The 20,085-nt window shown below is 64.0% G+C and carries 21 protein-coding genes and 2 pseudogenes; 13 read left to right on the plus strand and 10 right to left on the minus strand.

Annotated elements, in window-relative coordinates:
- The 6 genes from RCH10_RS24910 to RCH10_RS24935 form a co-directional block, all read right to left on the minus strand.
- A partial coding sequence (locus RCH10_RS24910) for a transposase (protein WP_409054473.1) occupies positions 1-767 on the minus strand: 767 nt, incomplete at its 3' end.
- Positions 768-874: 107 nt separating this feature from the next.
- Entirely contained in the window at positions 875-1,255 is a 381-nt protein-coding gene (tnpB, locus tag RCH10_RS24915; protein ID WP_409054474.1) for an IS66 family insertion sequence element accessory protein TnpB, read from the minus strand.
- 7 nt (positions 1,256-1,262) lie between these two features.
- Positions 1,263-1,631 (minus strand): transposase, encoded by a 369-nt coding sequence (locus tag RCH10_RS24920; RefSeq protein ID WP_409054475.1) that lies wholly within the window; start codon positions 1,629-1,631, stop codon positions 1,263-1,265.
- Positions 1,632-1,814: 183 nt separating this feature from the next.
- The gene (locus RCH10_RS24925; RefSeq protein WP_323498681.1) at positions 1,815-2,600 is read right to left on the minus strand and encodes a Crp/Fnr family transcriptional regulator; all 786 of its coding nucleotides are present in this window, start codon (positions 2,598-2,600) and stop codon (positions 1,815-1,817) included.
- 4 nt (positions 2,601-2,604) lie between these two features.
- Positions 2,605-3,456, minus strand: a complete 852-nt coding sequence (locus tag RCH10_RS24930; RefSeq protein ID WP_323502252.1) for a response regulator — start codon at positions 3,454-3,456, stop codon at positions 2,605-2,607.
- A gap of 20 nt (positions 3,457-3,476) precedes the next feature.
- The gene (locus RCH10_RS24935) at positions 3,477-5,573 is read right to left on the minus strand and encodes an ATP-binding protein (RefSeq protein ID WP_323498683.1); all 2,097 of its coding nucleotides are present in this window, start codon (positions 5,571-5,573) and stop codon (positions 3,477-3,479) included.
- A gap of 180 nt (positions 5,574-5,753) precedes the next feature.
- Here RCH10_RS24935 and RCH10_RS24940 point away from each other — a divergent pair, with 180 nt between their 5' ends.
- From RCH10_RS24940 to RCH10_RS24950, 3 genes are all read left to right on the plus strand, one after another.
- Positions 5,754-6,614: a L,D-transpeptidase gene (locus RCH10_RS24940; RefSeq protein ID WP_323498684.1), complete on the plus strand. Its 861-nt coding sequence runs from the start codon at positions 5,754-5,756 to the stop codon at positions 6,612-6,614.
- A gap of 124 nt (positions 6,615-6,738) precedes the next feature.
- Positions 6,739-7,428 (plus strand): Crp/Fnr family transcriptional regulator, encoded by a 690-nt coding sequence (locus tag RCH10_RS24945; protein ID WP_323498686.1) that lies wholly within the window; start codon positions 6,739-6,741, stop codon positions 7,426-7,428.
- A gap of 138 nt (positions 7,429-7,566) precedes the next feature.
- The gene (locus RCH10_RS24950; protein WP_323502247.1) at positions 7,567-8,109 is read left to right on the plus strand and encodes a hypothetical protein; all 543 of its coding nucleotides are present in this window, start codon (positions 7,567-7,569) and stop codon (positions 8,107-8,109) included.
- Here RCH10_RS24950 and RCH10_RS24955 read toward each other — a convergent pair.
- Entirely contained in the window at positions 8,101-9,315 is a 1,215-nt protein-coding gene (locus RCH10_RS24955; RefSeq protein WP_323498688.1) for a YeeE/YedE family protein, read from the minus strand. The genes RCH10_RS24950 and RCH10_RS24955 overlap by 9 nt on opposite strands.
- Positions 9,312-9,854, minus strand: coding sequence for a thioredoxin domain-containing protein (locus RCH10_RS24960; RefSeq protein WP_323498690.1), 543 nt, complete (start codon positions 9,852-9,854; stop codon positions 9,312-9,314). Before RCH10_RS24960 ends, RCH10_RS24955 begins: the two co-directional genes overlap by 4 nt.
- Before the next feature lie 215 nt (positions 9,855-10,069).
- On the opposite strand from RCH10_RS24960, the gene RCH10_RS24965 reads away from it, so the two are divergent.
- The 3 genes from RCH10_RS24965 (at position 10,070) to RCH10_RS24975 (ending at position 11,898) form a co-directional block, all read left to right on the plus strand.
- Entirely contained in the window at positions 10,070-10,726 is a 657-nt protein-coding gene (locus tag RCH10_RS24965; protein WP_323498691.1) for a BON domain-containing protein, read from the plus strand.
- A gap of 93 nt (positions 10,727-10,819) precedes the next feature.
- On the plus strand, positions 10,820-11,323 hold the full coding sequence (locus RCH10_RS24970) for a DUF1269 domain-containing protein (protein WP_323498693.1): 504 nt from the start codon (positions 10,820-10,822) through the stop codon (positions 11,321-11,323).
- 110 nt (positions 11,324-11,433) lie between these two features.
- On the plus strand, positions 11,434-11,898 hold the full coding sequence (locus RCH10_RS24975; RefSeq protein WP_409054476.1) for a sterol desaturase family protein: 465 nt from the start codon (positions 11,434-11,436) through the stop codon (positions 11,896-11,898).
- Positions 11,899-11,942: 44 nt separating this feature from the next.
- Here RCH10_RS24975 and RCH10_RS24980 read toward each other — a convergent pair whose 3' ends face one another.
- Positions 11,943-12,233, minus strand: a complete 291-nt coding sequence (locus RCH10_RS24980) for a hypothetical protein (protein WP_323498695.1) — start codon at positions 12,231-12,233, stop codon at positions 11,943-11,945.
- A gap of 199 nt (positions 12,234-12,432) precedes the next feature.
- On the opposite strand from RCH10_RS24980, the gene RCH10_RS24985 reads away from it, so the two are divergent.
- The 3 genes from RCH10_RS24985 (at position 12,433) to RCH10_RS24995 (ending at position 15,881) form a co-directional block, all read left to right on the plus strand.
- The gene (locus RCH10_RS24985) at positions 12,433-13,866 is read left to right on the plus strand and encodes a class I SAM-dependent methyltransferase (protein ID WP_323502246.1); all 1,434 of its coding nucleotides are present in this window, start codon (positions 12,433-12,435) and stop codon (positions 13,864-13,866) included.
- 106 nt (positions 13,867-13,972) lie between these two features.
- Positions 13,973-14,215: a hypothetical protein gene (locus RCH10_RS24990; protein WP_323498698.1), complete on the plus strand. Its 243-nt coding sequence runs from the start codon at positions 13,973-13,975 to the stop codon at positions 14,213-14,215.
- A gap of 10 nt (positions 14,216-14,225) precedes the next feature.
- Positions 14,226-15,881, plus strand: coding sequence for a Na+/H+ antiporter (locus tag RCH10_RS24995; protein WP_323502243.1), 1,656 nt, complete (start codon positions 14,226-14,228; stop codon positions 15,879-15,881).
- A 234-nt stretch (positions 15,882-16,115) separates the two neighbouring features.
- On the opposite strand, the pseudogene RCH10_RS25000 reads toward RCH10_RS24995, so the two are convergent.
- Positions 16,116-16,545: pseudogene (locus RCH10_RS25000) on the minus strand (hypothetical protein); the annotation flags it as partial.
- A gap of 360 nt (positions 16,546-16,905) precedes the next feature.
- On the opposite strand from RCH10_RS25000, the gene RCH10_RS25005 reads away from it, so the two are divergent.
- The 4 genes and pseudogenes from RCH10_RS25005 to RCH10_RS25020 all read left to right on the plus strand — a co-directional run.
- Positions 16,906-18,288 carry an NAD-dependent succinate-semialdehyde dehydrogenase gene (locus RCH10_RS25005; RefSeq protein WP_409054477.1) on the plus strand — a complete coding sequence of 461 codons (1,383 nt, stop codon included), beginning with the start codon at positions 16,906-16,908 and terminating at the stop codon, positions 18,286-18,288.
- A 19-nt stretch (positions 18,289-18,307) separates the two neighbouring features.
- Complete coding sequence (locus RCH10_RS25010; protein ID WP_323502242.1) at positions 18,308-19,510, plus strand: NAD(P) transhydrogenase subunit alpha; 1,203 nt, start codon at positions 18,308-18,310, stop codon at positions 19,508-19,510.
- A 22-nt stretch (positions 19,511-19,532) separates the two neighbouring features.
- Positions 19,533-19,895 carry an NAD(P) transhydrogenase subunit alpha gene (locus RCH10_RS25015; RefSeq protein WP_323498704.1) on the plus strand — a complete coding sequence of 121 codons (363 nt, stop codon included), beginning with the start codon at positions 19,533-19,535 and terminating at the stop codon, positions 19,893-19,895.
- Between the two features lies 1 nt (position 19,896).
- A pseudogene (locus RCH10_RS25020) lies at positions 19,897-20,085 on the plus strand (NAD(P)(+) transhydrogenase (Re/Si-specific) subunit beta); the annotation flags it as partial.

A 20,085-nucleotide genomic window follows, 5' to 3' on the forward strand; every position in this document is an offset into this window, starting at 1 on the left:
GCAGACCTGAGCGCATCGACCAGCGGCTGCAACTGCACCCCACACATGCCCACCCAGGCACCCAGCGTGGAACGCGGAATGGCGAAGCCGGCGCGTCCGAAGATGCTCTCCTGACGGTACAGCGGCAAGTGATCAGCGTACTTGGCCACCATCACTTGGGCCAGCAGGCCGGCCGTGGGGATGCCCTTGTCAATGATCTGCGCAGGCACTGGTGCCTGCATCAGCGTCTGGCAGGTCGTGCAGGCCCATTTGCCGCGAATGTGGCGCTCGACCGTGAAGACGCCGGGCACGTAGTCCAGTCGCTCGGCCATGTCCTGGCCAATGCGCTGCAGCGCGCAGCCGCACGCGCAAGTGGTGTTCTCGGGTTCGTGGTGAACCTCGGTGCGTGGCAGGTGCGCCGGCAGTGGCGCGCGACGCGGAACTTGTTTGGTCTTCTCGGCGCCTGGCACCGAAGCGAGTTGTTCGAGCTCCTGCTCGATGGCCGCGATGTCGGCGTCCAGGGTTTCGTCCAGCAAGCTGCGCTGTCCGGCGTTGAGGCGCTCGCTGCACGCAGCGAACTTCCAGCGCCGCAGCATGGCGATCTCGTGGGTGAGTTGGTCGACCTTGGTTTGCTTGAAGTGGATCTCGCGATCCTTGGTGGCGATGATCCGGTCGTGCGCTTCGATGACGCGTTGCTGATGGCCAGCGCGTTCGATCAGGCCGCGCAAGACTTCGCGCAGTTGCACTGCGTCGAGTCCATCGAGGTCATTGATCTTGGTCGCATTCACCGTGGCCTCGATGGTGCCGCACAGGCGTCTTCTTGCCTATCGGGGCAGCCACCGATTGCAGGGCGATGCCAATGAACTTGCCGCGCAAAGTCAGTGGCAACGCAAGCTCAGATGATGTGGATTGCACCCGCACCGGCACCTGCATCTGCGAGGCGCTGCCAGGGCAGGCCAAGCACCAGGGCGTCGAGTTGCGCGCGGCTCAGCGTCAAGGATGGTGGTGCGTCGGGCGTGCCCGGTACTGACATCGATGTCGATGTCAAATGCGGCCAAACGAAATGGCCCTGGTGCAGCCGGCGCGCGCACAGCCACAGGCCGAAGCCGTCGTGCACGAGCACCTTCATGCGGTTGGCGCGTCGGTTGGCAAAGAGATAGGCATGGTGTGCCTTCGCAGCACCGAAGACCTTGACGACGCGCGCCAGGGCAGTGTCGACGCCTGCGCGCATGTCGATCGGTTCGATGGCCAACCAGATCGCCTCGATGCGGATCATGGGCCGCTCACCGGAGCCACTCGTGCAACCAGGCGGCGCAGGACGCTGCCGCCTGCACCGGCCAGTGCACCACGGCGGTGGCGTTGCCGCGCTGGAGCTCGATACGAATGTCGGGCAGCGGCATGGGTTCGGCAGGCGCGGGTGTTTCGGGGTGGAAGCTGACGGCGACAAAGCCCGACGGACTGGCCGTCTGTGAGACGGCTGCAATCGGCGCCACGGTGTTGCGTTCGTTGACGCGCCATCGGTGCACGACGTTTGCATTGCGGTCGTGCTGTCGCGCGATGGCGGCAACGGAGACGTCCGGCTGTCTGCGTGCCTGGAGCGTTCGGGCTTTGAATTCGGCACCGTGTTGACGCCGGGGAACTCTCTTGATCACTCTATCCATCGTGTCCGCATCATTCATGTGGACACAATGCCATCTGCACCTCCTGGCTTCAAGATGACTTGGCCGGCTGCTGCCGGACAGGCAGGCGATCTAGGCAAGCCAGGCGTGTCCCATGCCGTTGAAAGGCCGTTCGCGGTGGGCCCCTGGATACGGCCACTGGTCTCAATGGCGGCGTTAAGCGCCCGATTCCCGGGCGTCGGACAGTGCCTGTCGTGCCGGATGGACCAGCCCACTGGCCGCCCCCGGCAGCCGCTCGTGATGCAGCAGCCGGCCCATTTCTGTTTTCACAACTGCGTAGCACTCGCAGGTGCGTGCCGCCAAGCCTGCCCGGTCCAGCACAGAGATATGACCACGACGGTAACGGATGTGGCCGTCCTGCTGTAGCCGGCCCGCCGCCTCTGTGATGCCTTCGCGGCGAACACCGAGCATCGAGCCGATGAGTTCCTGTGTCATCACCAGCTGGCCCGATGGGATACGGTCAAGGGTCATAAGGAGCCATCGGCACAGCTGCTGCTCCACCGAGTGGAACCGGTTGCAGGCAGCAGTTTGGGTGGTTTGCGTGATCAAGGCCTGCACGTAGCGCAGCAGGAGCCGGCGCAGTTTCGCGCTCTTCCCAAAAACTTGTTGCAGGCGGGCGCGCTCCAGCCTGAAGGCCCGGCCGGCCGTCTGGACTACGGCGCTGCCAGGCAGCATTCCTCCGCCCATGAACAGGCTGATCCCGACCACGCCTTCGCGTCCCACGCCAGATGTTTCCGATGACGCGCCCGATGCGGTGGCGTACTGGAGGGAAATGATGGACGTGCCAGGAAAATAGGCGTGCTGTAGAGATGTGCCGGGCCCATACAGATGGTCGCCAAGTCGCAAGGTGACCGGTTCCAGAAAGGCGGCAATGGCCGAAAAATCTTCCAGGGGTAGCGCGTCGAGCAGGAGGTTTTCTCGAGGGTCTTGGAACATGGCCATGTATTTACGCGCCGATGCCTGCGGCGTATCCCTGTTCGGCAAATTCAATGCCGATGCCGCGGTAGCCGATGAACAGGCTTGCCTGGTTGAAAATGGGTTCTCCGCTCACGCGAAAGTACTGTTGGACCCCGTCGGGGCCGGTCCGGGTGAACACGAAGTCCAGAAAAGGCTGTCTGGCCGCGATGAGTTGCTGCAGTGCCTGCCGTTGTGTTTCGTCCCATCCCGTGGAGCGACCTGGATTTGCGCATGGGTCACGCACGAGCGCATGGTCGAAGTTCAGGCCCAGCATCTCCATCGCGGAGCCCTGCACATTCAGCAGGTTTCCTTCGGCATCCTGTTCCCAGTGCCAGTCCGATGCCAGTTCGGTCAGGCGGCGGTAACGGGCCTCGCTGTCGCGAAGCTCTGCGGTGCGCTCCTTCACCGTCTGTTCGAGCAATTCGTTGTAACGTGCAAGTTCCCGATAGAGAAGGCGAACTTCGAGCATGTTGTGAATGCGCGTGCGCACCTCGATGAGATCGAACGGTTTACTGATGAAGTCCTTGGCACCTGCCTGGAGTGCGCGAAGCTTGTGGCCAGGCTGCGCTGTGAGCACGATCACGGGCAGGTAGGCATCCGACTCCACGGTCTTGAGCCTTTCCATGACCTCGAAACCGTCCATGACGGGCATCTGCAAGTCGAGCAGAATCAAGTCGAAGGCGTTCTTGCGATGCAGCGGTTCGACTTCCTGCGGCAACGTCGTGACCACTACCTGTGTGTAGCCTGCCTCGGCAAGAAATCTCACCAGCAGTTGCACGTTGGCGGGCTCGTCGTCGACGATGAGGATGCGGGCTTCGAGAATGTCAGGAACGTTGAGCATCATTGGATCTCCTTGGCCACTTAGGAGAGGGAGTGTCTCTCGCTTGCGTTTATCGCTGAGTCCAGCGTGACCATAAACGCCTGGACCCTGATCGGCTTGGTGAGGTAGGCGAAAAAGCCGGCTTGGAGCCCCTTCTCGATATCTCTCGCCATCGCGTTGGCGCTGAGGGCGACGACCGGCGTGTGCGCGGTCAGTGGATCCTCCGACAGCCGCTCCAGCGCTGTAAGTCCGCTCATGCCTGGAAGATTGATGTCCATGAGGATCACATCGGGCCGCGCGAGGCGCGCGAGCTCGACTCCGTGTTCCGCGCTGCGGGCGCTCAGGAGTCGAATGTCGGGGCGACGTTCGACCAGCTTTTCGATTAGCAGGAGGTTTGCCGGATTGTCCTCCACGCAAAGAAGCGTGCGGAGCGGAATGCACGAGGCCAGTGCAGTGGGTGACGCGTCAGCAAAATCGCCGTCGTCCGGCGCAAGGGCTGTAGCACTTGCTTCCCCCAGCTCTATCCAGAAAGTGCTTCCCACGCCGACGGTGCTGTCCGCACCAATGGCGCCGTCCATCAATTCCACCAGGCGCTTGCTCACCACCAGGCCAATGCCGGTTCCCTCCTCGCTGCCGATCTCCTGTCCCAGCCGGTTGAACGGCTGAAAGAGCTGGGACAGTTTCTCGGGCGGCAACCCCCTGCCCGTGTCCTGGAAGCTGATGCGGATGCGGCCTGCCTCTGCAGCGTGGTAGGCGATGTCCACGCGGCCATTAGGCCGGTTGTACTTGATGGCGTTGGACAGCAGGTTGACGATGACCTGTTTGAGGCGTGTCCTGTCCGCCTTGACAAATTGTGGGAACTCGGTCTCAGGAAACTGCAGCACGATGCTGCGCTTGGCAGCTTGCGGCTCGATCATGGCATGACAGTCGCTGAGCACATCGGAGAGCGCCATCGATTCGGGCGAAAGTGACAGCTTGCCGGATTCGATCAGTGAAAGGTCGAGGATCTCGTTGATCAACTGCAGCAGGTACCAGCCCGCCTGAAGAATCTGGTCAATGCTTTCCTTCTGCGAGACCGTGGGTGGCGGTGAGCCCGAATCCATCAGCTGCGCAAAGCCAAGGATCGCATTGAGCGGTGAGCGCAGTTCGTGGCTCATGCTGGACAAGAAATCCGATTTGGCAAGGTTGGCCTTCTCGGCCGCAGATTTGGCGCTTTCTAGTTTGATGTTGATTTCAAGCAGCGCCTCTTCGGCACGCTTGCGGGTGGTGATGTCCTGCACGATGCCGGACATACGAAGGCACTGTCCGTCCTCGTTACGCTGATGCATCCCGGTGCCCAAGATCCAGCGTATTTCGCCATCGACCCGACGAATGCGGCAGTCGAAACGCCACTCGGTCCGATGCTCGATAGCGTCGCGAAAACGCCTGTTTACATCAGCCCGGTCTTCTGGCAGCACATGGTCGAGGAACACTTCATAGCTCCAGCGCGGCACTAACGTGTCATACCCGAAGATGCGATCGTGCTCCAGCGTCTGGCGTGCTGAGAGGTCGACAAGATCGAGGTCCCAGCCGCCGGTATGGCTCATCTCCAGCGCAAAGTTAAGGCGCGATTCGCTGTCGTGCAGGGCTTTCTTGGCCTGCTGGCGCGCCGTGTTGTCGCTGCCGATCAGGAGATATCCGATGATGACATCGCGCGCATCGCGCAGGGCTGTGACGGAAACCACGGCGGGAAAGCGGCTTCCATCCTTGCGCACGTAGGTCAGCTCGTAGATGTCCTCGATGCCACGCGAAGCCTTGTAGACGAGCGCCTCGAAGCCTGGAGCGATTGGTGCGGACAGTTCCAGGCTGAGCGCCTTTGCCCGGGCAATCACCTCCCTCGGGTCCGAAATGTCGGCGGGGGTGATTTTGTTCACCACATCGCAGGCAAGGTAGCCCAACATTCGCTCGGCACCCACGTTGAAGATCTGGATGACACCCTTAGCGTCGGTGGCGATCTTCGAGAACATCACGCTGTTGAAAATGGCGGCTTGCAACGCATTGGCCTGGAGCAGAGCGTCGGCGCGCTGCGTTTCAGGGGCGACCCCGTGTCCGACGGATGCAAGTGAAGCGTACGGGTTGTGGTTGGAATCGCCGTGCATAAGGTTTTCTTTGGGGTGCGCCCCCGATCAGAGCGCCATAGCGCGCTAAGGATACTGATTGCTGCGGCGTTGTCGGTGCGTTGAGCAACATAGCGTGGCGCTAGGATGTGCAAGCGCTCCGGTGCGGGAGCACTGCGTGCGGTGGCAGACGGTCAGTGTCGCCGCTTTCGCTGAAACTCCATGCTGACTTCATCACGGCGTGGCAGCTACCGCCCGCAAGCCTCAATGACCCCTCGAAGCGCCGCCAATGCGATTCTGCTGCTTTGCACCACTATGTTTTTTGCGCTTTCTGCAGCCGGTGGGCAGGAAGCGGCAGACAGCCCGTCCGGATTGCAGGCGGCATACCAGCAGCGAGTGGTGCAGCGTCTTGAGCTGCCGCCGGACGAATTGGCCCGCTATGCGGCACTTACCCGCTCGGCCCTCACCCAGCAGGGGATTGACCTGGTGACTTCACAGTATGTGGCCGTGATCGACCGCAGCCCGTTGGTGCAGGCCATCATGATTTACTGGCTCCCGGTCGGTGCGCCTGCCTTGCTGATCGGGGCTTCGCCGGTGTCGACGGGGCGCGTCGGCCAGTTCGACCATTTCGAAACGCCGTTGGGCGCATTCGCCCACACGCCTTCCAACCCGGATTTCCGGGCCGAGGGAACAAAAAACGAGAAGGGTTTCCGGGGTTATGGGTCCAAGGGCCTGCGCATTTATGACCTGGGCTGGCAGCAGGCCTTACGTGGCTGGGGCAAGGGCGGGAGCAGCACCATGCGTCTGCAGATGCATGCTACCGATGTCGAGCTGGCACAGCCGCAACTGGGGAGCGTTCAGTCCAAGGGCTGCATCCGGATACCGGAATCGCTGAATCGGCTTCTCGACCACTTTGGTCTGCTCGACGCAGACTATGAGACGACGCAAACACAACAGCGCCCGCTCTGGATCCTGTCGACCGACCGGACGCCCGTGCAGGGTGCAGGGCGCTACGTGGTGGTCGTGGACAGCCTGCGCGCTGAACGACCGGTTTGGTCACCCGATCCGCTCAAGCCGGTCTAAGCCGCTGCGCTTGCGACGTGACCGGAACCGTCGGATCGGCCTGATTTAGTAGCTGTGTGCGCTGCCAGACAGTCGGCGCCCCGGGCAATGCCTCAATGTCAAAGGTTCTTCAAGGAGGCCAAACTTGCTTCGTGCCCAGAACTACCTGATTCAGAAAATGTCGCGTGCCGGGCGCACGTTGTTTCTTGCGGGTTGCGAACCCGTGGAACTCAAGCTCGGGCAGATCCTGTGTCAGCGCGGCGATGTCATGCGCCATGACTACTTTCCGGTGGACAGCTTCGTTTCCCTGCTTACCAACACCGACGGTCATTCGGGGCTGGAGGTCAGCATGGTGGGGCGTGAAGGCATGGTGGGAGCACATCTCGCACTCGGCGTGTCCCGCACCCCGCTGCAGGCTCTGGTGCAGGTTGCGGGCGCGGCGTGGCGTGTGGATGCAACTGCGTTCCGGCGCACCCTGCTGACGAACGATTTGCTAAGGCGCGCGATCGACCGTTACATCTATGTGTTGATGGCGCAGCTGGCTTCGTCGGCAGCATGCCTTCGGTTCCATCTGATCAAACCCCGGCTGGCGCGCTGGCTCCTGATGAGCCAGGACCGAGCCCATTCGGAGAAGTTTCGCGTAACGCAGGAATTCCTCGCCTACATGCTGGGCGTGCGCCGCGCCGGCGTCACCGGAGCGGCTAAGGCGCTGCAGGATGCCGGACTGATCGTGTACAGCCGTGGGGACATGACGGTGCTGGACCGGCCGGGCCTTGAAGCCGCCGCATGCAGCTGCTATGCCGCTGACCGGCGGGACTATGCACAGCAACTGTGACGCCTCATGTGTGCCTGATCCGTTGCTGACATTCGGCACGTCCGAGATGCGGTGCCGTGCACCGCGCTCGGGACAAATGGCCAAGCGCGCGACACGGCCCTGTCTGCGGTTCAGATGCCAAGTGCGACGCGTCCATCGATGATGGTCTACCTCGACACCGAATTTTCGGATCTGGCCGCAGAACCGAAGTTGCTGTCGCTGGCGATGGTCCGGGCAAGTCGCAACGACAAGGAGTTCTATGCCGAGGTCACTGACAGCCAGCGCCTTCGGGCTGCCTCGGACTTTGCCCTCGAGGCCGTGCTGTCCCAGTTCGGTCGGGTCGCCGGTGCGGCCTGCAGCTACGCCGAGCTCGGGGCACGTCTGTGGGTCTACCTGTACGACCTCACGACCACGCTCGGCCCGGGAGAGCGGATCGAGGTGGCGTTCGAGTCCGACCGGGATTGGCTGCTGGCGACGCGCGCCGTGCAGGACGCTGACCTCGCGGGCTGGATTTCGCTGCGCGGGCGTCTTACCCCCGTCAATGTCTACAACATCGACGGCTTCGCGGCGGGCGAGCGTGCGGCCCGGGCCTACTTCGTGACCCAGCGCGGGGCGCCGCTCTCGCGCCACCACGCGCTGTGCGATGCGCGCGCGCTTCGGATTGCTTACGCCGCGGCGGGAGACGCCGTGCGCTCAGGCTAGGCGCTGGGCGTGTGGTGCTGAGAGTCCGAGCACCGGCTTGAGCAGGATGCCGACCCAGTTGCCGGGCAGCGCGAAGAGTATCCACAACCAGCCATGCAGACTGCCCGAGGCGATGCCGCTGAAAAAGGCACCGATGTTGCAGCCGTAGGCAAGCCGTGCACCATATCCCAGCAACAGGCCGCCAAGGATCGACGCGCAGAGGTGACGGCCTGTGATACGCCAATGGGGTTTGAATTTGCCGGCAAGGCCTGCGCAAACCATGGCACCCAGCATGATGCCGAAGTCCATGACGGAGGTGATGTCGGCAAGCAGGTGCCCGCCGAGCGCGCCCCGCATGGCTGGATCGGCGTAGCCAGACCAGCCTTGCACCGGCACGCCAGCGGCTTGCAGCACCATGCCACCCCAGAGGCCGAACGCCGACGTGATGCCCCAGGGCCGGCCTGCAAGGCACAGCGTCGCGAAGTTCAGGGCGGCCAGGCAGAGGGCGCCGGCCAACAGTGGCCAGGGACCTTCTCGCCATGACCCGTTGCGGATGGTCACGATGGGTTCGACATCGCCATGGCGCCTGCTTTCCATGCGCGCCACGATGAGGTAGGCCGCCACAAAAAGGGCGATGTTGACGGTCAGTGCGCCCGGCCAGCCCAGGACGGTGATCAGCGACACCGGTGCAAGGGCCGGCCACGTTTGCCACCAAGCCAGGTGGGTAATGCCGATCACGGAGCCGATGACGAAAAAGAGCAATGTCACCAGCATGCGCGTGCTGCCGCCGCCCACCGAAAACAGGGTGCCGGAAGCGCAACCGCCGCCCATCTGCATGCCGATGCCGAAGAGGAAAGCGCCAACGGCCACCGAGACACCGGCCGGCGATACGAACCCGGCCACCGGCTGCCCGAACAACGAGCCAACCGACAGCGCCGGGAAAAACAGCATGCACGCCAGGCCGAGCATGGCCAGCTGGGCCCGAAAGCCCGCGCTGCGTCGTGCCGTCAAGAGCACGCGGAAAGCCGATGTAAATCCGAACAGGGACTGGTACAGCACGGCGCCGAGCGCCAGACCCGTGGCAAAGAGCAGCGTCAGCCGCGTGGAGGCGACGTGTTCGATGGCAACGCCCATCAGTGCGATGACGGCAAGCGCGGCCATCACGACGCCTGCCTGCGTCGCCGTGCGGGCGGGTCGCACAGTAGGCACTGCGAAGGAGGCGGTCACGACCGCTCCAAGGCAAGGCGAACCGTTGCTTCAAGGTGTTCGAGGCCGAACGACACATCCACGATCACGCCGCTAAGAAAGAAGGCCGGTGACGCCCGCACGCCAAGGCGTTCACCACTGGCGCGCTGGTCCATGACGCGCTGCCGGTAGCGGCGCTCGGCCATCTCCGCGTTGAAGCGGGGCATGTCGAGCCCCAACGTTTGTGCGCAATGCGCCGACATGGCCGCACTCAGATGCTGCCAATGCGTAAACAGAAGTTGGTGCATTTCCCAGAACTTGCCCTGTGCGGATGCTGCCTCCGCCGCTTCTGCTGCCTGCTCCGCGTGAGGATGGATCTGGCTCAGCGGAAAGTGCCGGTATGCGAAGGTCAGCCGGTCACCGTACGTGGCTAGCAACAGCCGGGTGACGGGCTCGGCCTCGCTGCAGGCCGGGCATTCGTAGTCGCCGTATTCCACAAGGAGCACACCGGAACCGCCAGCGCCCAGAAGATGGTCTGGCAGAAAAGCCTTTGGGTTCGAATCAGGAGGGCTGTAGGGCATCTGCTTTTTGTGGGCCATAAAGGAAGAAGAGACTTGCTTTGGAGTCGTCAGCTCCGAAGCCTGCGCCGGCCCCGCGATGGGGTCTGTGCGATGTCGCACGCAAGCGCGCAGGTCGGCGGTTGGCCACGGTCAATGAAAGCGTGCCACCGCACAGACCGGCAGGGCCACAAGGCGGAAGCTGGTGTATTAGCCTCCGCGATTGAAAGACACACTCCATGAAAACCGACAGCGACCTGCAGCAAGATGTCATCGCTGAACTGAAATGGGAGCCTTCCGTCCACGCCGCCGAGATTGGCGTGTCGGTCAAGGACGGCGTGGTGACACTGACCGGCGAGGTCAACAGCTTTCCCGAGAAGTGGATCGCCCAGAGCGCGGCGCAACGGGTCGTCGGCGTGCAGGCCCTGGTCATCGCGTTGAACGTCAAGCTGACCGAACTCGGCAAGCGAACCGACGCAGACATTGCGCGTTCGGCCGAGACGGCGCTCAGCTGGCGCGCGTCGCTTCCGAACGACGCGCTCAAGGTGATGGTGGAGCACGGCTGGATCACGCTGTCCGGAGAGATCGAGTGGCAGTTTCAGCGGCAGGCCGCCATTGATGCCGTCAGTCACTTGGTGGGCGTCCTTGGCGTGAACAATCAGATGACCCTCAAGGCCAAGGACATTCCGAGCACGATCGAGCAGGACATCGAGGCCGCCCTGCGGCGTGTGGTCGGGGCCGACGCGCGCGACATCTCGGTGGCGGTACACGGTGCCGATGTCACGCTGACCGGAACTGTCAACGGCTGGGCGGCACGCGATCTCGCAACGCGCTGCGCTTGGGGAGCCACTGGGGTGCGTGATGTCGTCGACAAGATGACGCTTACCTACGAGTAGAGCGCCCGCTGCGTAGTAGCCAGCCTTGCCCATCTCCAGTTCGCCGACCGGCAAAATTCATCGATCCATCTATCTACCAACGAAAGAATCTTCATGACCGCAGACACATCCCCCGCCTACATCTTCGACACGCGCGCTTTGGCCGAAGCCGCCATCAACTCGCTGAGCCAGTCGGGCTTCGACGTCAGGAAACTGTCGCTGATCGGCAAGGGGTACCACAGCGAGGAGCACCCCGTCGGCTTCTACACCGTCGCTGACAAGGTCAAGGCGTGGGGCAGTACCGGCGCGTTCTGGGGCGGCATCTGGGGATTGCTGCTCGCACCCGCGGTGTTCGTACTGCCGGGCGTCGGTCTGGTGGCGATGGCCGGTCCGGTGGTGGCCGCGCTCGTCGGCGCGCTCGAAGGCGCCGTCGTGGTCGGCGGTCTCTCCGCGCTCGGCGCTGCGCTCACGCAGGTCGGTGTGCCCAAGGACCAGGTGATCCGCTATGAAACCGCCCTCAAGGTGGACAAGTATGTGCTGCTGGTGCACGGCGACGCTCGGGACCAGGACAAGGTGCGGGCGGTGATCGGTAGTGCGACGACCGCGGCGCTGGCCTGAACCTCGGGCGCGCTGCCCCCCACAGGGCGCCAGTGACCGTGCGCAGTCTTTGTTTCACTTCAACCTTCAAGGTAGCGCTCGCCTGAAGGGTGCGCGCACGAAATCGATCCATGCGTCTTTTCGGTATCGAGCACAGCCGCCCGGGCCACGTTCTGGACTATGTTTTTTATGGAACGGGCATAGCTGTGCCGTCGTGTCTGCTCGTGCCGCACCTGCGAACCAGTGCCACAGTCATCGCCGCTTCGGCGGCGCTGGGAGGCCTGGGATGGACTTTGGTGGAGTACCTGCTGCACCGCTTGCAACCGTTCCGACGGTGGCACGAAGCACACCACATGCGTCCGCGCGCGCTGGTGGCCACGGCATTCACACTGGGTTTCTTGGTCGGCTACCTGTCGTATGCGGTACTGCACCATGGCACACCCCATTGGCGTGCCGACGCCGGCTGGATGCGATCGCGCAAGCGCTGGCACGCGTCACACCATCACCATCACCGCGCCGTGCTGGGCTGCTTCGGTGTCACAACCGGATTCTGGGACCGTGTTTTTGGAACCGGCGAGCGTCACGCGTTGCGATGACCGGAATCGGGTCCGGGAAACCAGGCACGCCTTGCGTGCCCACCTTAGTCGAGCCGCATGAGCTGGCCACGCGATTCCGCCAACGCCGCTTCGTCCAGCGACAGGGCCGTGCTGTTCTGCCCCTGCGCACCCCATACGATCTCGACGCGCGGACCCTCCATCTTTTCGACCAGACAGGGTCCTTTGGGGATGGCGCGGCGCGCACCATCGGGCGCCAGATAGCTGAATGGGGCGGTGATTCGGGCCCGGTGCACCGTCCAGTCGCGTGCCTGTGCGAGGGGCGGCTCGTCTGCGTCATCGTTCTGTGACAGTGCGGGTTCTTGCGGGGTAGGCATCTGCAGATGGTGGCCGCGTCCGGGCGCTCTTTCCGTACGCCAGCGCACAGACCCTGCCTGCGGCTGCCCACTAGCCTCGGGCCATGAAGAGCCCACCCCAAACCTTTGCTGCCGAGCCGGGCGTCGCCGCTCACAGTGCCACGGCCCGCCGTCTTCCTGCCGCGGACGCCCCAGCGCAGGCGACGGCCTAGGGGCATCCATGAAGACGGCAATCGGTGATGGGCCAGGCGCGTTGGCGAGTGGCGCGCCCGAGGGCGCCGCTTCCGGTGTCGACCGCCTGCCCTCCACTGACCACCGGCGCGCAGCGCACGATGCAGCGGGTCTGCTGGCGCGCCTGTTTCATCGCTTTGCTGGCGCGGGTGCCATCCGTCTGTGGGACGGAACGCCAGTGCCGCTGGGCGGCGCTGGCGGCGCCACTTCCGCGCCACAGTTCACGCTGGTGTTCCGTAATCCGCGCGTGATCGGCTCGATGGTGCTGGGCCGCGACAGCTTGCGCCTTGCAGAGGCTTACTTTCGCGGAGACATTGACATTGAAGGAGACTTCTTCGAGGCCTTGCGTCTGAAAGACCATCTGCAGCAGATTCGGCTTTCGTGGGGAGACCTGCTGCGTGTTCTGCCGCAGGCCATACGCCTTCTTTTCGCGGCCGACCCGGCGAGCCAGGCAGTGCATATCGCGCCTTTCAGGCCTGATCAGGTAAAGGCCCATTCGAGGTCCGAGAACCGTGCAGCCGTTCAGTTTCATTACGACCTTTCTAATGCGTTCTATGCCTTGTGGCTCGACCCCGCGATGGTGTACTCCTGCGCTTACTTTGGATCGCCAAGCGACAGTCTCGAAGCGGCCCAGGCAGCCAAGCTCGATCTTATCTGCCGCAAACTCAGGCCGCGGCCGGGGGAGCGGCTGCTGGACATCGGTTGCGGCTGGGGTGCGCTGGTGATACACGCGGCGAAGCACTATGGCGTCCACGCGCATGGAGTGACCCTGAGCCGCGAACAGCTGGTTCTGGCGCAAGAGCGCATCGACCGTGCCGGACTGCAGGACCGGGTCACCGTCGAGCTGCGTGACTACCGCGATCTGGACGGTGTGTCGAGCTACGACAAGGTGTCAAGCGTTGGCATGTTCGAACATGTGGGGCTGGATAACCTGCCCACTTATTTTGCTGCCGTGCACCGGTTGCTCAAACCTGCCGGGCTGTTTCTCAACCACGGCATCACCCACGACGTGGAGGGGTGGAAAGAAACGCTGTCGACCCAGTTCATCAACCGCTACATTTTTCCGGACGGCCAGCTTGACACGGTCAGCAATGTCCAGCGCGTGATGGAAGCGACCCGATTCGAGATCGAAGATGTCCAGTCGCTGCGCAGTCACTATGCAATGACGCTGCGGCACTGGGTGGGTCGCCTCCAGTCACACCACGTGCAGGCCTTGCAGCACGTCAACGAGCCGACCTACCGGGTTTGGCGCCTCTACATGGCGGCGTGTGCGCTGGAGTTCGAATCCGGTGAGATCGGCGTGTACCAGGTACTGGCGACCAAGCGCGACGGCCGCCTGAGTCCGTTGCCGCTCACGCGCCAAGACCTGTGCGCGCCACAGGCCGATCGTCTCTGTATGAATCACACCGAAAGAACCCCGTGACCTACTCGACATTGCTCGTGCATCTGCAACTCGGACAAACCAACAATGCGGTGCTGGAAATGACGCGGCCACCGGCACTGCTTGCGATCGGCGGCTCGAGACGGAGTTGACGCATTTGCAGCAGAAGTTCGTGATGGGGCCGAGCACGGTCCGGCTCACGCTGCGCGGTTACCTGCGCGACAACCCCACGAACCAGGTGCCGGCCACGCGCTTTTTCGACAAGATCGAACAGCCTGCGAGCGCCGATAACTGCGGCGGCGTGGTCGCTGCCGATCGGGTCGTGCAGCGGGTCACGGAGCAGATGTCCGCGTTCTGTGCCGGGGCCGCCGGCACGACCCAGGACCGCTGAGCGTCCCGGCATGGATGCCACGCGTCTCGTTCTGGTCCTGTTGCTGTCGGTCGTGGTCAGCCGAATGCTCGCGCGCGTCACGCGCTTGCCGGTGCCGCTGGTTCAGATCGCACTCGGCGGCGGGGTGTTTTACGCCGGACTTTCATCGGTTGCATTGGACCCCGATGTCTTTTTCCTGGTGCTCCTGCCGCCGCTGCTGTTTCTCGACGGTTGGCGCATTCCGAAGGACGACCTGCGGCGCGAGGCGCCCACCATCCTCACGCTGGCGCTGGGTCTGGTGGTCTTCACGGTACTCGGCCTGGGCCTGCTGATCCACTGGTTTGTGCCCGCTATGCCGCTGGCGGTGGGGTTCGCGTTGGCGGCGATCATTTCGCCCACCGACCCGATTGCCGTCGCCGCCATTGCCGGCCAGACGCCTCTTCCGCTGCGCATGCGGCGCATCCTCGAAGGCGAGGCTCTGTTCAACGATGCGTCCGGACTGGTGTGCATGCGCTTCGCGGTGGCGGCGGCACTGACCGGCTCGTTCCTGCTCTCGCAGGCGGTACTGGATTTTTTGTGGGTGGCCCTGGGCGGACTGTCGATCGGCTGTGCAGTGACATGGCTGTTGACCAAAGCGCGATCGGCGTCTTCGGTTCTGGTCGGCGACGACGGCGGCGCGCAGATTCTGGTGAGTGTGCTGATCCCGTTCGGGGTCTACCTACTCGCCGAGGCCATGCATTGTTCGGGCATCCTGGCCGCCGTGGCGGCGGGCATCACCATGGGCCACAGCCCGCACTCCCATTGGCAGGCCGTGACGCGGATTCGCCGGACGGCGGTATGGGACACGCTGCAGCTGGTGGCGAACGGCAGCGTCTTTGTTTTGCTGGGTGAACAGATTCCCGCCATATTGGCTGGCGCCGCACAGACCGTGCGCATCACTGGCCACCAGAACCCGTGGTGGCTCGCGGTCTACGTGTCGGGCATCGTGCTCGCGCTGGCGGCACTGCGGTTCGTCTGGGTCTGGACCTCGATGCAACTGGCTTTTCTTGGCATGCGATCGTTCAAGCAAGTCCCGCGGGCCGCGCAATGGCGGGTGGTCGCAGCCATGTCAGTCGCTGGCGTCCGGGGTGCCATCACCTTGGCCGGAGTTTTGACACTGCCGTTGGCAATGGCCGACGGATCACCATTCCCTGGTCGGGACCTTGCCATCTTGTTGGCAGCGGGCGTCATCGTTGTCTCGCTGACCGTGGCAACGGTGCTGCTGCCGCGCGTACTGCGAGGCCTGACGCTGCCCGAGCCTTCGCATGTCGCCGAGGAAGACCTTGCCCGGTCGGCAGCGGCCGGCGCGGCGATTCGCGCCATCGAGGCAGCGCAAAAGGCGAAGAGCTCCTCCGCGACATCGGCCGGACTGTCTCCGGACGCCGACCTGTACGCCGAAGCCGCAACCCGCATCGTGGCGCTGTATCGCCAGCGGATGGCGCTGCGTGACATCCAGGGTGGCGCGGCGCCCCGCCGCAAGGACGCCAGCGCGATCGACCAGCAGTTGCGACTGGCAGGCCTGCGCGCCGAGCGCGACGAGATCGTTCGACGGGGTCACAGCCACGCGATCGACGAAGCTACGCAGGGCAGGCTGGTACGGGAGATCGACCTCGAGGAGGCGCGATACAGCGCGCAACCGACGACCTAGGCCCCCGTCCTGAACGGCCAGTCTTGGGCGCCCGGCACGCTGTTTATTCGCGCGGCGCGGGTCCCGTGGCCGTCGATGTTGCTCGACGGTGGAGCCGCAATGCATTGAAGATGATCGAAATCGAACTCAGGCTCATGGCGGCCGCCGCCGACATCGGCGACAGCAACCATCCGGTGAACGGAGACAGCACACCCGCCGCGAGCGGCACGCCGAGTGCGCTGCAGACGAAGGCGGCAACGCGGCGGCGACCACGGCGCCGACGAAATGGCCGGCCACCCGGCCTGCAATGTGCTTCATCGGCGCGCGCGAGCGCTGCGCCTGGGCCCCTGTGCACGATGCCGGAGATCACCGTCTCGGCGCCCACGCGTTCGGCCCGAAAAACGAGTTCACTCGTCGTTGAAGGTGGCACCCATCAGCTTGCCGCCCACTCGCTTGAAGACCGAAACGGATTCGCCCGTGAGCATGAACTCGTCCACCGCACTGGCGGCTTCGATCACGACACCGTCGACCGAGACCTTTTCTCCGGGCCGTACCGGCAGGTTGTCGCCCACTCGTACCTGCGCCAGCAAGATTCCTTATTGAGAGCCATCCGCGTTAATGCGGCGTGCCGTCCGAGCGCCAGTCGAAGCAGCGACTGAATGGCCGCGGAGGTCCCAGAGCGCGCGCAGCCCGATGCATTGACCCAGCAACGCCGATCGGTTCGGGTCGAGCTTGAGGCCCGGGTCAATGCGTTCAAACAAAGCACGTCACCAGTGAACTGCGCTGCGCGCTTGTGACCATGCCGCGCAATCTGCCGCTCTGAAAGTCCTGCTGTGCGTCAACAAAGCCACGTACTGCGTCTTCATTCGTAGATGGCCGCCTGCGCGTTCGAGTTCGAGTCCGTGAGATCTGTATGACTGCTTGCGCCGTGCGATCTGTGTGTTTCACCGCACAGACCGTGCGCAGCACGACACCTAGTCTCGATTCCCTGGCGTTTGCCGACTGTGTCGGTGAGCCGCGATACCTCCACCTGTGAAAGAACACCATGACCTATCAAAGCATCAATCCAAACACCGGCAAGCTGCTCAAGAGCTACGAGCACCTCACCTCTGTGCAGCTCGAAAAGTCGCTCTCTGCGGCACAGGGCTGCTTCGAGAAATGGAAGCACAAGAGCTACGCCGAGCGGGCCGCGATCATCAACAAGGCCGCCTCGCTGATGGCTGCTCACGTCGACGAGTTCGCCAAACTGGCGACGCAGGACATGGGCAAGCGCATCGACGAAGCGCGCGGCGAAGTCAAGTTCAGCGCCGACATCCTGGCCTATTACGCCAAGCACGGCGAGGCCTTTCTTGCGCCCGTCAAGCTGCACCCCAAGCATGGGGACGCACACATGGAGAGCAGCCCCTTCGGCGTGCTGTTCTGCGTCGAACCGTGGAACTTCCCGTACTACCAATTGGCCCGCGTCGCCGGGCCGCATCTGATGGCGGGCAACACCGTGGTGGTCAAGCATGCCGGCTGCGTGCCGCAATGTGCCATCGCTTTCGAGAAGCTGCTGCTCGATGCCGGTGCGCCGGTTGGCGCCTACACCAACTTGCTGATCTCGCACGAGCAGTCCGACCAGGTCATCGACGACCCGCGGATCAAGGGCGTGGCTCTGACCGGCAGCGTGGCCGCGGGTCGGAGCATCGCCGCTCGGGCTGGCAAGAACCTCAAGAAGACCTCGATGGAACTCGGCGGCAGCGACGCCTTCATCGTGCTCGACGATGCCGATTTGGAGAAGGTTATTCCGTGGGCCGTATGGGGCCGTATGTACAACGCCGGGCAGACCTGCTGCGCGGCCAAGCGCTTCATCGCGGTCGAGTCGATTGCTGACAAGTTCCTGGCGAAGTTCAAGACTGCCCTGGAGGCCTTGAGGCCTGGCGACCCGATGGACGAGAAGACGACCCACGGTCCTCTGTCCACCGAAGACGCGCTTGTGCAGCTGCTCAAGCAGGTAGACGCCGCCGTGAAGGGCGGCGCCAAGCTGCTGATGGGTGGCAAGCGCATCGAACGTCCGGGCTCGTTCATGCAGACCACGATCCTGACCGACATCCGACCCGGCAACCCGGCTTTCCGCGACGAGTTCTTCGGCCCGGTGGTGTCGTTCTACCGTGTCAAGGACGAGGCAGCGGCCATCGCCCTGGCCAACGATTCCGACTTCGGCCTCGGAGGGTCGGTGTGGACCCAGGACGAGGCACGCGGCAAGCGTGTAGCCAGTGCAGTGGACACCGGAATGATGTTCGTCAACAACATCGACTGGTCGGATGCTGAGCTGCCCTTTGGCGGCATCAAGAACTCGGGCTATGGCCGTGAGTTGGGCAACATGGGAATCCAGGAATTCGTCAACAAGAAGCTCGTGCGCACGGGGCATTTTCCGGCACCGGTCTGAACAGCGACGGAGCCTGACCATGTACGTCAACGTCGCGGTTCTGACCGAGACCCAGCCCCACGAGCGCCGCGTGGCGCTGGTGCCGTCGGTGGTTCCCAAGCTGTTGAAACTCGGCGCCCGATTGCACATGCAGTCGGGCGCCGGCGCAGCCATCCATTTGGATGATGATGCCTTCAAGGACGTGGCCTTCACCACCGACCGCGCCGCGCTTGTCAAGGACGCCGATGTGGTGCTGTGCGTGCAACCGCCGGCACTCGAGGTGGTCGATGCAATGAAGGAAAGTTCGATCCTCGTCTGCTTCGTCTATGCCCACAACGAGCCGGCGTTGGTCAAGCGCCTGCTCGAACGCAAGATCACCTGCTTCGCCATGGAGCGCGTGCCGCGCATCTCGCGGGCGCAGGCAATGGACGCGCTGTCGAGCCAGTCGGCGCTGGCCGGTTACTACGCGGTGGCGCTCGGCATGTCGCACCTGGCGCGCGTGGTGCCGAAGATCACCTCGGCCGCCGGCTCGATCGGGCCCGCCCATGTGCTGGTCATGGGGCTCGGCGTGGCCGGCCTGGAGGCGGTCGCCACCGCGCACCGGCTGGGTGCCGTGGTCGAAGGCTACGACGTGCGCCCCGAGACGCAGGAGCAAGTCCTGTCGCTGGGTGCGACCTTCGTCGACACCGGCGTCGATGGGACCGGTGACGGCGGCTACGCCCGCGAACTGACGGCCGACGAGAAGACCAAGGTCGCGGACGTGCTGACCAAGCACATCCAGTCCGCCGATCTGGTCATCACGACGGCCGCCATCCCCGGCAAGGCCTCGCCCAAGCTAGTCAGCCGTGCGCAGGTCCGCGGGATGAAGGCCGGTGCGGTGATCGTCGACCTCTCCGCCGAGGGGGGCGGCAATTGCGAGGACACGCAGCCCGGCGTGACGGCCCAGGTCGGGCGCGTGTGCATCGTGGCGCCGCTCAACGTGCCGTCGCTTCTCGGCGAAGACGCGAGCGAGCTTTACGCGAAGAACCAATACAACCTGCTGGCGCTGTTCGTGAAGGACAACGTCGTCACCATCGACTGGTCGGACGAGATCCTGGCCAAGACGGTGATGACGCACGCGGGCGAGAACAAGGGCGCGGCGACGGACGCTGCGGCAAAAGCGGCAAAGGCGGCGAAGTCGGCAGCGGCCAAGCCCGACTCCAAGCCCGCCACACCCACCACTCCGCAGCACGCGCCGGCGTAACTCTTCAACCAGGACCCGTCCCATGGACTTCCATATCGCCATCGGCGGCTTCATCGCGCTCTACATCTTCATGCTCGCCGGCTTCGCGGGCTGGGTGATCATCGGCCGCGTGCCGGCGATCCTGCACACGCCCCTGATGTCGGGTTCCAACTTCGTGCACGGCATCGTCGTGGTCGGCGGCATCTACACCTTGCTCAACGCCAGCACCGTGCAGCAGCAGGTGATCGGCTTCTTCGCCGTGCTGCTCGGGGCGGGCAACGCCGCCGGCGGTTATGCGGTGACCGACCGCATGCTGGCGATGTTCAAGCCGAGCGCGCACAAGGCCGGCCACGCCAAGGCGGGCAAGTCCGCGACCGTCAAGCGACTGCACGCGAAGAAGGGCTGACATGGACATCTCCCTGCTCGCCTCCCTGCCGTCGCTCGGCATCGGCGCGGCCGACCTCGCGGCGGCTTTGCTCTTCATGTACGGGCTGCACCGCATGTCGTCGCCCGCGACTGCGTCCTCGGGCATCTCCGTGGCCGGCATCGGCATGGCGGTCGCGGTGCTCGCGAGCTTCCTCTATGCCTTCGACGTG

Source organism: Variovorax sp. GrIS 2.14 (genome assembly GCF_046115955.1).
Lineage (GTDB): Bacteria > Pseudomonadota > Gammaproteobacteria > Burkholderiales > Burkholderiaceae_C > Variovorax.

Excerpts from the sequence above, each read along its gene's own strand:
- tnpB (WP_409054474.1), bottom strand. The coding sequence starts at position 1,255 with ATGATCCGCATCGAGGCGATCTGGTTGGCCATCGAACCGATCGACATG.
- RCH10_RS24925 (WP_323498681.1), bottom strand. The coding sequence starts at position 2,600 with ATGGCCATGTTCCAAGACCCTCGAGAAAACCTCCTGCTCGACGCGCTA.
- RCH10_RS24930 (WP_323502252.1), bottom strand. The coding sequence starts at position 3,456 with ATGCTCAACGTTCCTGACATTCTCGAAGCCCGCATCCTCATCGTCGAC.
- RCH10_RS24935 (WP_323498683.1), bottom strand. The coding sequence starts at position 5,573 with ATGCACGGCGATTCCAACCACAACCCGTACGCTTCACTTGCATCCGTC.
- RCH10_RS24940 (WP_323498684.1), top strand. The coding sequence starts at position 5,754 with ATGCTGACTTCATCACGGCGTGGCAGCTACCGCCCGCAAGCCTCAATG.
- RCH10_RS24950 (WP_323502247.1), top strand. The coding sequence starts at position 7,567 with ATGATGGTCTACCTCGACACCGAATTTTCGGATCTGGCCGCAGAACCG.
- RCH10_RS24960 (WP_323498690.1), bottom strand. The coding sequence starts at position 9,854 with ATGCCCTACAGCCCTCCTGATTCGAACCCAAAGGCTTTTCTGCCAGAC.
- RCH10_RS24965 (WP_323498691.1), top strand. The coding sequence starts at position 10,070 with ATGAAAACCGACAGCGACCTGCAGCAAGATGTCATCGCTGAACTGAAA.
- RCH10_RS24970 (WP_323498693.1), top strand. The coding sequence starts at position 10,820 with ATGACCGCAGACACATCCCCCGCCTACATCTTCGACACGCGCGCTTTG.
- RCH10_RS24975 (WP_409054476.1), top strand. The coding sequence starts at position 11,434 with ATGCGTCTTTTCGGTATCGAGCACAGCCGCCCGGGCCACGTTCTGGAC.
- RCH10_RS24980 (WP_323498695.1), bottom strand. The coding sequence starts at position 12,233 with ATGCCTACCCCGCAAGAACCCGCACTGTCACAGAACGATGACGCAGAC.
- RCH10_RS24985 (WP_323502246.1), top strand. The coding sequence starts at position 12,433 with ATGAAGACGGCAATCGGTGATGGGCCAGGCGCGTTGGCGAGTGGCGCG.
- RCH10_RS24995 (WP_323502243.1), top strand. The coding sequence starts at position 14,226 with ATGGATGCCACGCGTCTCGTTCTGGTCCTGTTGCTGTCGGTCGTGGTC.
- RCH10_RS25005 (WP_409054477.1), top strand. The coding sequence starts at position 16,906 with ATGACCTATCAAAGCATCAATCCAAACACCGGCAAGCTGCTCAAGAGC.
- RCH10_RS25010 (WP_323502242.1), top strand. The coding sequence starts at position 18,308 with ATGTACGTCAACGTCGCGGTTCTGACCGAGACCCAGCCCCACGAGCGC.
- RCH10_RS25015 (WP_323498704.1), top strand. The coding sequence starts at position 19,533 with ATGGACTTCCATATCGCCATCGGCGGCTTCATCGCGCTCTACATCTTC.